Annotated in this window: 13 protein-coding genes; 9 read left to right on the top strand and 4 right to left on the bottom strand. The window is 70.5% G+C overall.

The window, feature by feature from the left end:
- The 5 genes from ACY0I8_RS12385 to ACY0I8_RS12365 all read left to right on the top strand — a co-directional run.
- Positions 1–137: transposase (locus tag ACY0I8_RS12385; protein WP_461394759.1), on the top strand; the 137-nt coding region annotated here is incomplete at its 5' end.
- Between the two features lie 138 nt (positions 138–275).
- Entirely contained in the window at positions 276–998 is a 723-nt protein-coding gene (gene cmk / locus ACY0I8_RS12380) for a (d)CMP kinase (RefSeq protein ID WP_461395000.1), read from the top strand.
- Positions 999–1,142: 144 nt separating this feature from the next.
- Positions 1,143–2,894 carry a 30S ribosomal protein S1 gene (locus ACY0I8_RS12375; RefSeq protein ID WP_461394999.1) on the top strand — a complete coding sequence of 584 codons (1,752 nt, stop codon included), beginning with the start codon at positions 1,143–1,145 and terminating at the stop codon, positions 2,892–2,894.
- A 124-nt stretch (positions 2,895–3,018) separates the two neighbouring features.
- A complete protein-coding gene (sppA, locus tag ACY0I8_RS12370; protein ID WP_461394998.1) occupies positions 3,019–3,894 on the top strand; it encodes a signal peptide peptidase SppA in 876 nt (291 codons plus the stop codon).
- Between the two features lie 11 nt (positions 3,895–3,905).
- The gene (locus ACY0I8_RS12365; RefSeq protein ID WP_461394997.1) at positions 3,906–5,462 is read left to right on the top strand and encodes an NFACT RNA binding domain-containing protein; all 1,557 of its coding nucleotides are present in this window, start codon (positions 3,906–3,908) and stop codon (positions 5,460–5,462) included.
- 7 nt (positions 5,463–5,469) lie between these two features.
- On the opposite strand, the gene ACY0I8_RS12360 is transcribed toward ACY0I8_RS12365, so the two are convergent.
- Complete coding sequence (locus ACY0I8_RS12360; protein WP_461394996.1) at positions 5,470–6,135, bottom strand: NAD(P)/FAD-dependent oxidoreductase; 666 nt, start codon at positions 6,133–6,135, stop codon at positions 5,470–5,472.
- 170 nt (positions 6,136–6,305) lie between these two features.
- Between ACY0I8_RS12360 and ACY0I8_RS12355 the strand changes: the two genes are divergently transcribed.
- Complete coding sequence (locus ACY0I8_RS12355) at positions 6,306–6,530, top strand: hypothetical protein (RefSeq protein ID WP_461394995.1); 225 nt, start codon at positions 6,306–6,308, stop codon at positions 6,528–6,530.
- A gap of 55 nt (positions 6,531–6,585) precedes the next feature.
- On the opposite strand, the gene ACY0I8_RS12350 is transcribed toward ACY0I8_RS12355, so the two are convergent.
- Positions 6,586–8,094 (bottom strand): cobyric acid synthase, encoded by a 1,509-nt coding sequence (locus ACY0I8_RS12350; RefSeq protein ID WP_461394994.1) that lies wholly within the window; start codon positions 8,092–8,094, stop codon positions 6,586–6,588.
- Positions 8,095–8,224: 130 nt separating this feature from the next.
- On the opposite strand from ACY0I8_RS12350, the gene ACY0I8_RS12345 reads away from it, so the two are divergent.
- The gene (locus ACY0I8_RS12345) at positions 8,225–9,277 is read left to right on the top strand and encodes a sensor histidine kinase (protein WP_461394993.1); all 1,053 of its coding nucleotides are present in this window, start codon (positions 8,225–8,227) and stop codon (positions 9,275–9,277) included.
- Positions 9,274–9,435, top strand: a complete 162-nt coding sequence (locus ACY0I8_RS12340; protein WP_461394992.1) for a hypothetical protein — start codon at positions 9,274–9,276, stop codon at positions 9,433–9,435. The genes ACY0I8_RS12345 and ACY0I8_RS12340 overlap by 4 nt, the downstream gene beginning before the upstream one ends.
- 73 nt (positions 9,436–9,508) lie before the next feature.
- Here ACY0I8_RS12340 and ACY0I8_RS12335 read toward each other — a convergent pair whose 3' ends face one another.
- Together ACY0I8_RS12335 and ACY0I8_RS12330 are read right to left on the bottom strand one after the other, a co-directional pair.
- Entirely contained in the window at positions 9,509–11,320 is a 1,812-nt protein-coding gene (locus ACY0I8_RS12335; protein ID WP_461394991.1) for a hypothetical protein, read from the bottom strand.
- 67 nt (positions 11,321–11,387) lie between these two features.
- Positions 11,388–11,732 (bottom strand): hypothetical protein, encoded by a 345-nt coding sequence (locus ACY0I8_RS12330; RefSeq protein ID WP_461394990.1) that lies wholly within the window; start codon positions 11,730–11,732, stop codon positions 11,388–11,390.
- Between the two features lie 370 nt (positions 11,733–12,102).
- On the opposite strand from ACY0I8_RS12330, the gene ACY0I8_RS12325 reads away from it, so the two are divergent.
- Positions 12,103–12,636, top strand: a 534-nt coding sequence (locus ACY0I8_RS12325; protein WP_461394989.1) for a UDP-3-O-acyl-N-acetylglucosamine deacetylase, incomplete at its 3' end; no start/stop codon positions are given.

The raw sequence follows: 12,636 nt of genomic DNA, 5'->3' as shown, positions 1-12,636 counted from the left end.
TCACCACGGCCCCCTTGGAGGGGCTGAACAACAAGATCAAGGTGCTCAAGCGCCAGGCCTATGGCTTCCGGGACCAGGAGTACTTCAAACTGCGAGTCCTGTTCATCCACGAGCCCACCCCATCATTTGCCGGATGAGCCAGAATTCAGAAGTCGGAGGTCAGAGAACCCCTGTCGTCTGGCCTCTGTCCTCTGGCACCTGGCACAGGCCTGTCGCCGCGGGGGTGGGGCGCGTTTCGCCGTTCCCCGGGCGGATCGCCCGGCAGGTGAGATCCGATGACCGACGACTGCAAACCGATGACCGACGACCGACGACTCCTCGACGTGGTGGCCATCGACGGGCCCTCGGGTGCCGGCAAGAGCACGGTGGCCCGCGCCGTGGCCCGGGCCCTGGGGTGGACCTATGTGGACACCGGGGCCATGTACCGGGCGGTGGGGCTGAAGGCCGACCGCGAAGGCGTGGCCCTCGACGACGACGCCGGGCTCGACGCCCTGTGTCGGATGACACGAATCGAGTTCCGGGAGGACGCGGAGGGCCAAAACCGGATCTTCCTCGACGGCGAGGACGTCAGCGAGGCGATCCGGGAGCACCGGGTGAGCGACCTGGCCTCGCGGGTGTCGGCCCGAAAGCCGGTGCGCGAGGCCATGGGCCGGTACCAGCGCCGGTTGGGGGAGCGGAGTCCTTCGGTGCTCGAGGGGCGGGACATCGGCACGGTGATCTTCCCGGACGCGAGGGTCAAGGTGTTCTTGACGGCGTCGGCCGAGGAGCGGGCCCGGCGCCGCACCGAGGAGCTCCGCCAGCGGGGCCAGGAGGTGGCGTACGAACGGGTGCTCGCGGACATCGAGGCCCGGGACCGAAACGACAGCTCCCGGGCCCACGCGCCCCTTCGCCCGGCCGAGGATGCCGTGGTGATCGACACCACGGGGCTCCCGGTGGAGGAGGTGGTGGCGCGGATCGTGAATCTGGTGCGGCGCCCGCGTGGGCGCCCACCGGCGTAGCGAAACCCGCTTTTTCCCGTTGTGTTACGAAAGGCGCGTGTGTTACCCTGCGCGACCGTGCCTGGGGCGGGGGCACCAAAATCCTGAACAAAGAGGCCCTCGCGGGCCTTTTTGAATCCAAACGGTAGGAGGATCGAGAACGACATGGTGGACCAGACGAACGAGACGGCGCATCCCGAGGAGCGGATGGAGGACTTCGGCCGGCTGCTCGAAGAGAGCCTGGGCGGCCCCGAAGAGGGCTCCGTGGCCAAGGGCCGGGTGGTGGACATCACCAACGACTACGCGGTGGTGGACATCGGGTACAAGTCCGAGGGCCTGGTGCCCCTGTCCGAGTTCCGCGGGGAAGACGGCCAGGCCCAGGTGCAGATCGGTGACGAGGTCGAGGTGCTCGTGGAGCGGCTCGAGGACGCCGACGGCATGGTGGTGCTGAGCAAGGACAAGGCCGACAAGATCCGCATCTGGGACGAGATCAGCAAGGCCGCCGAGGCCGGCGAGGTGGTCGAGGGCAAGATCGTGGCCCGGATCAAGGGCGGCCTGAGCGTCGATATCGGGGTGCGGGCGTTCCTGCCCGGCTCCCAGGTGGCCCTGCGGCCGGTGCGCCAGCTCGAGAAGCTCATCGGCGAGACCTACAAGTTCAAGATCATCAAGTTCAACCGTCGGCGCGGGAACATCGTGCTTTCCCGGCGGGTTCTCCTGGAGGAGGAGCGGGCGAAGCTGCGGGCCAAGACCCTCGAGACCCTCGAGGAGGGCGCCGTGATGAAGGGGGTGGTGAAGAACATCACCGACTACGGCGCCTTCGTGGACCTGGGCGGCATCGACGGGCTGCTGCACGTGACCGACATGAGCTGGGGCCGGGTGAGCCATCCCTCCGAGGTCGTGAACATCGGCGACGAGGTGGAGGTCAAGGTCCTCTCCTTCGATCGGGAGCGGGAGCGGGTGAGCCTCGGGATCAAGCAGCTCAGGCCCGATCCCTGGGAGAGCGCGGACGAGCGCTACCCCATCGGGTCCCGGATCAAGGGCCGGGTGGTGAGCCTCGCCGATTACGGCGCGTTCGTGGAACTCGAGCCGGGCATCGAGGGGCTCGTGCATGTCAGCGAGATGAGCTGGACCAAGCGGGTCAATCACCCCTCCGAGGTGGTGAAGGTGGGCGACGAGGTGGAGGTCATGATCCTCAACGTGGACATGAACCGCCGCCGGATCTCGCTCGGCATGAAGCAGTGCCAGCCGAACCCGTGGGATCTCCTGGAGGAGCGCTACCCGGTGGGCGCGGTGGTGCGCGGCCAGATCCGCAACATCACCGATTTCGGGATCTTCGTCGGCGTGGACGAGGGGATCGACGGCCTCATCCACGTGAGCGACATCTCGTGGACCAAGCGGGTCGGCCACCCCGCCACCCTCTACAAGGTGGGCGAGGAGGTGGAGGCCGTGGTGCTCCACATCGACAAGGAGAACGAGCGGTTCAGCCTGGGCATCAAGCAGCTCACCCCGGATCCGTGGGCCGGCATCACCGCCCGCTACCGGGTGGGCTCTATCGTGACGGGCAAGGTCTCGAACATCACCGACTTCGGGGTGTTCGTGGAGCTGGAGCCCGGGGTCGAGGGCCTGGTGCACGTGAGCGAGGTGTCGAGCGAGAAGGTCGACGACCTGAAGAGCGTGCTGGAGGTCGGCCAGGAGATCCAGGCCGAGGTCCTGAACATCGACCAGGAGGAGCGCAAGATCAGCCTGTCGATGAAGGCCATCGAGGACGAGCAGGTCCGCGCCGAGAAGATGGCCCTGGACCAGCTCAACAAGGAGATGGCGGCCCAGTCGGCCACCACGTTGGGCGAGAAGATCCTCCTGGCGAAGCAGGCCAAGGAGGCCGAGGCGAACGGCGAGCCCGAGGCCGCCGAGGAGTAGGGGCCGGGGGCCGGGGCAGAGAGGCCCCGCGGGCAATCGGAGGAGTCAGAAAAGGCCGGGCCTCGTGCCCGGCCTTTTTCGTGGGCGAGAGACCCGTGTGCGGGTCGGCCCGGGGAGACGGGACATGCGGGGATGCTTGAAGTTCGTCGCGATCATGCTGGCGGTGGTGGCGGGGGTGGCCCTGGCCGCGGGGGCAGCGTTGTGGTGGGCGGGGCGCGACGCGCTGCCGGTGGGGGAGAGGATCGGGGTAGTGGAGGTCAAGGGGTTCATCGCAGACGCGCGGCCGGCGGTGGAGGCGCTGCGGGAGTTCCGCAAAGACGACGACGTGAAGGCCGTGGTGGTGCGGGTCGAAAGCCCGGGAGGGGGCATCGCCCCGAGCCAGGAGATCCACGACGAGGTCAAGCGGACGGCGGCCGAAAAGCCGGTGATCGTCTCCATGGGGGCGCTCGCGGCCTCGGGTGGCTACTACGTCTCGGCGCCGGCCACCGGGATCGTGGCCCTGCCCGGCACGGCCACCGGCTCGATCGGCGTGATCCTCCAGTTCCAGGAGGTCCACGTCCTGTTCGACAAGCTGGGGCTCAGGACCCGGGTGGTGAAAAGCGGGCCCCTCAAGGACGCGGGATCGCCGTTCCGGGAGATGACCGACGAGGACCGGGCGGTGTTCCAGCAACTCATCGACGACCTCTTTCAGCAGTTCGTGGACGCCGTGGCCGAAGGCCGCCACATGGACCGGGAGGCCGTGTTGGCCCTGGCGGACGGCCGGGTCTACTCGGGCCGGCAGGCGCAGGCCCTGGGCCTGGTGGACCGGTTGGGAGGGTTTTGGGACGCGGTGGACTGGGCCCGGGAGCTCGCGGGGCTGCCCGAGGAGCCCAAGCTGGAGTACCGGCGCCGCGACCGGCGGGGGCTCCTCCGGTGGCTCCTGGGGGACGACGCCGACGCCCTGGCCCCCCTGGAGGAGGTTGCCGCCCCGCCCCTGCGCTACGCACTGCCGGGGTGGTGACCGAGGCCGGGATGGATCCCTGGGTCGTGGCCCGGATCGGGGCCGAGATCGGGCGGGATTGGCGGGGTGCCTGGGTGCAGGCCGCCTGGGCGTCCCCCGAGTGGGGGGCGGTGCTCCGGCTTCGGACACCGGGCCGCACGGGCCTCCTCGGCCTGTTCCTGGAGCCCCCGGGGGTCGGGCTTCTGGAGGCGCGGCCCCCGGCCCCCCCGCGGCCCCCGGGGGTCGCCGCCTACCTGCGGGCCCACGCCGTGGGCGGTAGGCTGGAGGACGTGGGCTGGGCCCGGTTCGACCGGGTGCTGTGGCTTTCGTTCCGCCGGGGCGACGACGGGTGCCGGCTCGTGTGGGAGGCGGCCGGCCGGGCGCCCGCGCTCCTCGCCCTCGGGCAGGACGGGCGCATCGGGGCGATATTGCGTTCGCCGGCCGGGCGAACGCGGCAGGGCATCGCCCCGGGCCGCACCTACGAGCCCCCGCCCGTCCCCGAGGGGATGCGGTTCCCGGACGAGTGCCCGGCCGAGGAGGTGCTACGGGACCTCGAGTCCGGTACTCCCATCGAAAAACGGCTGTTCGGGTTCACCCCGGCGCTCGCCCGGGAGCTGGAGCGCCGGCTCCGCGAGGGGGATGCGGCGGCGGCCTGGGCCCGGTGGCTCGGGGACTACGGCAGGCCCGGGCCCCTCTGGGAGTACCCGGACGGGCTTTCGGCGGTGGAGCGGACCGGGCCATCCGGGGTCCGCTGGGAGTCGGCCCTGGCGGCCGGAGGGAGCTGGCTCGCCCGACGATTGGCAGCTCCGGAGCCCCATCATTCGGGCGCCCGGGCGGGAGGCTCCGCCTCGAAGGCCCGGAAGCGGATCGAGCGGCGCATCCGGAACATCGAGGGGGATCTTGCAAAGCTGCCCGACCCGGCCGAGCTGCGCCGCCGGGCCGACGCCCTGGCCGCGAACCTGAACCGGGTCCGTGCCGGAGCGGAGCGGGCGGTGCTCCCCGATCCCTGGACCGGGGGCGAGGTGGAGCTGGAGCTGGATCCGGCGCTCTCCCCCGCGGCGAACCTGGAGCGCCTCTACCGGGCGGCCGCCAAGGCCGAACGGGCCCGGGAGATCCTGATCCGCCGGCTCGGAGAGGCCCGGGGCGAGCTCGCCCGGTTGGGGGACGGGGCCGAGACCCCGGAGCCCGGCCGCCCGGCGCGGACGGAGCCCGGCCGGCCCTACGCCCGCTACCGCTCCTCGGACGGGTGGGAGATCTGGGTGGGGCGAAACGGCCGGGAAAACGACCGGCTCGTGCGGGAGGCGCGGCCGTGGGACCTCTGGCTCCACGCGAGGGACGCCGCCGGGGCCCACGTGCTCGTGCGCCTACCCGGCCGGGACGCCCGGTGCCCGGAGCGCACGCTGCTGGAGGCCGCCGGCCTGGCGGCGCTCCGGTCCCGCCGGTTCGGTGAAACCGCCGTCGAGGTGATGGTGGTGGAGGCCGGCCGGCTCCGAAAGCCCAAGGGAGCCGCCCCGGGCCAGGTGCTCGTGCACGGGGAGCGCACCGTGCGGGTCCGGCCGGGGTGGGGCACCCCCCGGGCCCAGGGCTGATCGCCGCTCAGCCCCCCAGTACCTCGTCCCGGAACGCCTCGAACCCCACCTGCTCCAGGATCTTCCCGAGGCGCGCGCGCTTGCCCTGGCGCTCGAACCACCGGACCACCCGCTCCACGATCTCCATGGCCTCGTCGGCGGACGCCACGTTGTCCACCAGCGGTTGGGCGAGGTGGGGCATGGGCCCGCCGTTCCCGCCGGCCATCACCTTCCAGCCCTTGGGGGTTCCGATGAGCCCCACGTCCTTGATGCACACCTCGGCGCAGTCGATGGGGCAGCCGGACACGCCCATCTTGAACTTCCAGGGCAGCTCCCGGCCGTGGTACCGGCGGTCGAGCTCGAGCCCCAGGGCCACCGAGTCCTGGCGGCCCCGCTTGCAGTACGTGGTACCGGGGCAGACCTTGACCGACCGCACGCACAGCCCAATGGCCATGCCCGGCTGTTCCCCCACGGCCTCCCAGGCGGCGTCCAGATCCTCGGGCCGGATGCCGATGACCGCGATCCGCTGGGCGCTCGTGATCTTGAGCGCCGCAGCCCCAAACCGCTCGGCCGCGTCGGCGATGCGGCGGAGTTGCTCGGGGGTGGTGATGCCGCCGGGGATGTGGGGGGCGATCGCGTAGGTCTCGCCGTCGCGCTGCAGGATGGCGCCCTTTTCCAAGATGTCTTGAGCCATGGTGTCTCTCCTCCCGGTGGGAATGGATGGAAATGAACTCGCATAAATAACCAAAAATATCTACAATGGCAACCCCGTTGCCCTGCCCCGGGGAACCTCCTTGACGGCACCGGCGCCGGTGATAGGGTGGGTTGCGTCGAACCGAACCCCGAGCGCGCGGAGGAGCTATCATGTCCAAGGTCTACAAATGCGAAAGCTGCGGCGCCGTGACCACCGAGAAGGGGCACCTGTGCAAGCCCCAGCCCGTGGAGGAGGAGTGCGGGTACTGCGGCCAGAAGGTGGAGAGCCCCCGGCACGTGTGCGCCCCCATGAAGGCCCACCTGGACTACCAGTGCGAGGCCTGCGGCCGGGTGGCGGAGTCGGCCGATCTCCTGTGCAAGCCGAAGAAGATCTGAGCGCTTGCCTCGATGGGCGTGATCGGCCCCGTTCCCCGCTTGGGGGGCGGGGCCATCACACGTCCGGCGACCCCTCCAGGATCCGCCAGAAGGCCGGGAGGTCGAGGCTCCGGCGCAACAGGTCCGCCAGGCGGTCGTACCCTTCCTCCTTTTGGCGAGCGAAGGAGGGCGAGTCGGCGGCCCCCTCACGGAACAGCGAAAGAAACGCCCTCCGGAACCCGTCGTTGTCGAAAAGGCCGTGGAGATAGGTGCCAAAGACGCGACCGTCCGGGCTCACGGCCCCGTCCGGGTGCCAGGGGTCGTCGCCGCGGCGGCGAAGATCCAGGAGCGGTCGGGCCTCCGGGCCGAGCCGGGTGCGGCCCATGTGGATCTCGTACCCCTGGAGGAGGTCGCCTTCGGGGGCCCAGTCCAGCGCGCCGGGACGCAGCCGGCCCTCCGACTGGGCGGTGATCTTCTCGGGCTCCATCTCGGTTTCCACGTCCAGAAGGCCGAGGCCCCGCGCCTCGCGGTTCGCGCTCTCCACCCCGAGGGGGTCCCGCACCCACCGGCCGAGCATCTGGTACCCGCCGCAGATGCCGACCACGTAGGCGCCGCGCTTCCGGTTTTCCAGGATCTCGTCGGCGAGCCCCGACCGCCACAGGCCGTGGAGGTCGTCCACGGTGTTCTTCGACCCCGGCAGGATCACGGCGTCGGCCCGGCCCAGCCGCTCCCCCGGCCACACGAAATCGAGCCTTACCCCGGGCTCGGCCAGGAACGGGTCGAAGTCGGTGAAGTTGCTGATCCGGTTCGGCACGACCACCGCGATGCGCACGCCGCCGTCCCCGCCCCGGGCGGCCACCACCTCCCGGTGGATGCCGTCCTCCTCCTGGATGAAGATGTCGCGGAAGTACGGGACGACCCCGAGGAACGGCCGGCCCGTGCGGGCCGTGATCTCCCGGAACGCGGGTTCCAGGAGCGAGGGGTCGCCCCGGAACTTGTTGATGAGGAACCCCCGGATCAGGTCCCGCTCCTCCGGGGCGAGGAGTTCCAGGGTGCCCACCAAGGACGCGAACACCCCGCCCTTGTCGATGTCACCCACCAGCACGACCGGCGCCCCCACCTCCAGGGCGAACCCCATGTTCGCGAGATCCCCCTCCCGGAGGTTGATCTCGGCCGGGCTCCCGGCCCCCTCCACGAGGATCACCTCGAACCGGCGGGCGAGCCGGCGGAAGCTCTCGAGGGCCACCTCCCGGGCCCGGGGCTTGAACGCGTGGTACTCCCGGGCCTTCATGTTCCCATACACCTTGCCCTGGAGGATCACCTGGGCCCCCACGTCGGTGGTGGGCTTGAGGAGCACCGGGTTCATGTCGGTGTGGGGCTCCACCCCGGCCGCCTCGGCCTGGACCACCTGGGCCCGGCCCATCTCGCCCCCCTCGGCCGTGATGTAGGAGTTCAGGGCCATGTTCTGAGGCTTGAAAGGGGCCACCCGCACGCCCTCCTGCCGCAGCAGTCGGCACAAACCGGCAACGAGCACGCTTTTCCCGACGTCGGAGCCGGTGCCCTGGAGCATGAGAACCTTGGCCATCGCCACACCTCCCGAGAAAGGCGGCCTATTGTGACCGTCGGGGGCACCCGGGGCAAGAAAAACACCCGCTTTCCCGAAGCGCCCGGGTCTGCTAGCATCGAGCGGTTCCAAACCAAGGACGGAGGGGCTCATGGGCGAGTGGGAAGACCGGGAGAAGATCCGGGCCCTCGAGCTCGAGCGCGAGGCGCTGGCCGAGGAGGTGTGCCGGCTCCGGGAGCAGATCGAGCGAAACGGGAGGTGGGGGACCTGGGTGGCCTGGGAGGAGGCCGAGGCGCTCCTGGCAGAGGTGCTCCGGGAGGCCCGGGGGGAGGACCCGGCGATCGACTCCGCGGCCGTGGCCCGACAGAAGCTCGCAGCCGGCCAGGCGCCGGCTCCCGATCTCGGGGAGGCCATGGAGCAGAGCCGGGAGCGGATCCTGGCCATCCGGGAGGCCCTGCGTGACCGGGACCGGCGGCTCGCGGAGCTGCGGGGGCAGAAGGAAGAGCTCCTGAGCATCGTGGCCCACGATCTGCGAACGCCCCTGGTGGCCATCGGGGGATTCGCCCAGCTCCTCAAGCGCTCGGCCGCGAACGACGGCCTGACGCCGCGCCAGCAGGAGTACGTGGACCGGATCCTCCAGGCCGTGGACGCGATGAACCGCCTCATCGACGACCTCCTGACGGCACGGAGGCTCGAGCAGGGGCGCCTGCCGTTCGAGCCGCGCCCCGTGGGGTTGCGGCGGTTCGTCGAGGATCTGCTCCCATTCCAGCAGACGGCGGCCGAGGCCAAGGGGGTGACCCTTCGGGTCGAGGGCGAGGTTCCGGACGTGGAGATTACGGCGGATCCGGACCGGCTCGGCCAGGCCCTCGGGAACCTCCTCCAGAACGCGGTGAAGTTCACACCCTCCGGGAAAACGGTGCGGCTCCGGGTGGTCGCGAGGCCGGAAACGGTGCGGTTCGAGGTGGACGACGAGGGGCCGGGGATCGACCCGGAAGCGATTCCCCACCTCTTCGACCGGTACCGGCAGGGGAAGCTTGCGCGCACCGTGGGCCAGGGGTACGGGCTGGGGCTTCACATCTGCCGGGAGCTCGTGGGACTCCACGGGGGGCAGGTGGGGGCGGAGAACCTACCCCAAGGGGGGAGCCGGTTTTGGATGGAAATTCCGCGGACGGGGGGCGGCAAGCCCACGGAGGACGCATCGTGACCGACCCGAAACGGGACGGGGGCCACCCGGACCTGGGGGTGCTGGGGAACCGGCCCCGCTGGAAGAAGGCGCTCCACATCGCCTTCTGGACCCTTCTGTTCTACGGGATGACCGCCGGGCTGGCGAAGTTCCTGGAATGGGTGGACCCGGCGAGGTAGGGGGGCCCGAACGGGAGCCCGAACGCACGAGCGCCCGGCCCCGTGGCCGGGCGCTCGTGTGTCGGGGGGCGCGTCAGCGCAGCCGCACGAAGATCTTCCGGGCCGTGAAGACCTGGCCCTCCACGTCGAACGACCCGAGGCCCGAGACGAACGCCACGTGACGGCCGGCCTCGAGTTGCTCCGTCAGGTAGCCGGCGAACGAGGCGTAGTCGTGATACACCCGGGTGGGCCCGCCGCGCTGGTGCACGGCGAACACGCCCCGGTCCGGATCCTCCGGGATCACGGTGGGGGCGGGTTCAGACTCGAGTTCGGTCGCGATCCCGCCGCGGAACACGTGGTGGAGGCGCCCCGCCTGGGTGAGGTCGAGGGTGAGGCCGTCGGGGCCGGCCGTGAGTTCGGTCGCGCTCGTGCGGTCCCATTGCACCCGGAGCCGGGCCGTGGCGTTGGAGTAGTTGGCCACCGTGAGCGCGTCGAAGTCCGGGGGCGCGGCGCCAAAGGGGCTCACGAACCCGAACACCCGCACGGGAGCGCCCACCTCCAGGTCGGGCAGCGCAAGACCCCCGGTGTTCACCTGGTAGTCGTTCGGATCGGCGTCGTCGCCCTCGGTCGCCCCGGTGCCCGAGAAATCGAACCGATCCGGGCTTCGGCCCTCGATGTGCTCGAGGTTAAGCCGTAGTTCGCCTTCGTCCTTCCCCACCACATCCCCCGCGATCCGGGTCACGAGCATCCGGATGTGGGTTGCCTGGAAGACCGGGGTGCCCTCGTCCTCCGAGTACGTGCCGAGCACCGCGACCCTCTGGCCCACCGACACATCGTCCACGGTGTAGGCGCCGTTGGGGTCGAGTTCCCGGGTCACGGTGGTCTCGTCGTTCCAGGTTACGGTGACGTCCTGGTTCAGGTAGAGGGCGCCGAGCGACCGGTCGAGGGTACCGCCCCGCACCGTGAGGCCCTCGCCGTCCCGCCCCACCACCACGCCCACAAGCCCGTCCCTGTCCCCGCCGGGCACGCTCGTGCCGGCGTACACCTCGGTGGCCTCAAACGTTCGGGTGGACGGGTTCACCTGCCCGAGGGCGAGCACGGGCACGGCGGAATCCTGGGCGGCCCGTGCGAGCAGGGCCAGCCCCTCGGCGCCCGTTGCGTCCTCCCCGTTCACGTGGAAGGCGGTCTTGCCGTCGGTCGCCACCCGCACGGACCGGGGCGGCCGGTTGGGGTTGCGGTAGGGGGGGCGGAGAATCCCAAAGGTGCCCTCGGTCTCGTCCACAGCCCCCAGGAACCCCCGGACGCGGTGGATTTTGTCGGAGTCGGGCTCCACGTCCGCCACGAGGGTCGGCTGCACGAGGACCGTGGGCGGGTCGGCGGTGAGATCCACCTCGTGGGTTTCCGCAAGTTCGAAGTCGATGGTGAGCAGCGCGGGCAGCCCCGGGGCCACGACGAGACGCTTCGCTCCGTCCAGGACCAGGTCCACCGTGATCTCGGCCAGGGGATCTCCGTCCTCCCCGACGGCCACGGCCTGCAGCGGTTCTCCCGCGTCGCCTTCCACCTCGATCAGGGCGTTCGAATAATCGAGGGTCAGCTTCGCAGCCACGTAGGCCCCGTTGGGAACCGTGGCGGCGGTGACGAACTCGGTGAGATCCGTGAGTTGGGCGAAATCGATCCGGGTCTCAAGCGGGACCGTCGTGACCTCGGTGCCGTTGGCCCGGGTGAGCTCCAGTTGGATCACGTCGACCTCGTAGCGCAGGAAGTCCCCCGGGGCGTCGGTGAGGCCCACGAGGAGCTCTCCCTGGCCGGTGGAGGCCGAGCCGGACCCGCCGCCCCCGCAGGCCGCGAGCGCCAAAGCGGCCGCAAGGCCAAGGGCCAGCCGGGCGAAGAATGCTCTTGCTTTCATGGTGTCTCCTCCTTGTGTCTACGCGTTGCGTTTCGTGCGTCGGCTGAGGATAGCCGAAAGTGGGCCCCTATTCGAGGTCCCACAGGTCCCCCAGGTCCTCCCTTCGTTCCTTGCGAAACTCCACCCGATCCTGTCTCCGCTCCCGTCGAAAGTCTCGGATGTCCTCGCGAGTCTCGTGTCGAACCGCCCGGCGTTCGACCGGGGTGTCGGCGTGGCGCCACGACCCTCGGTTTTCTCGCATCTCCTCCCGGAACCGGCGCCGGTCCTGGGCGCGGTCGCGCCGGAACGACACGACATCGGCGTTGCGGTCGGCCCGGAAGGCCCTCACCTCTGCCGGGGTGGGGCGCTGCCACGCCGGCGCGGCGGTGGCCGCACCGAGGGCCAACATCGTGGCGAGAACGAGTGTTCGCATGGTGGTCCCTCCTTTTGTGGGTTGGTTCATGGGTTGGATCGCCGCGGCGCGTTCTGGCCCTTGAGACGCGCCGGGGGGGTGCGGGGTTTACCCGGCGGCAGGGCGGGGGCCGGTTTTGGGTTCGCCGCCACCCGTCGGGCCGGTGCCTGTTGCCGATTTTCCACGGCCTTCGGCCCGGGCCGTGGCCGATTCGCCACTCCATGGGATCCCTTTGGGGGAACGCAGCGGCTCTCAACGCCTTGTGCACACAGGGATTTTTTCTGTTTTGAAGGTTCTTGACCCTGTTTGGCATGGTCCTTGCTGCCCCAGGGTGCCCGTGACGGGCGCGTGCGCCCGGTTCGGTTGGATTCCATGAAGGAGAGCGTTCGCGATGGATCATCGCTGGCAGCACACGCTGAATCGCACGATTGCCCTGGAGGGGGTGGCCCTGCACTCGGGCCGTCGGACCCGGGTGCGCATCGCCCCGGCGCGGCCCGGGTACGGACTTCGGTTCGTGCGCACCGACCTCACGCCCCAGGTGGAGATCCCGGCGGAAAGCCGCTATGTGACCGACACCTCCCTGGCCACCGTGGTGGCGCGTGACGGGGCCGAGGTGTCGACGGTGGAACACTGCCTGGCGGCGTTGGCGGGACTCGGGGTGGACAACGCCCGGATCGAGGTGGACGGGCCCGAGGTGCCGATCCTCGACGGCAGCGCCCTGCCCTACGTCAACGCGATCCTCTCCGCGGGGTTGCGGCGGCAGGATCGCCCCCGGCAGTTCCTACGGGTCGAGAAGCCGATCCGGGTGCAGGACGGCGACAAGTTCTGCATCCTGCGGCCCGCCCCGGGATTCCGCGTCACCTACTCCATCGACTTCGGCGGCCGGTTCCCGGGATCCCAGCACTACTTCCTCGACGTCACACCC

The sequence above is a fragment of the Deferrisoma sp. genome (assembly GCF_054681715.1).
This window is presented reverse-complemented; position numbering and strand designations above follow the sequence as displayed.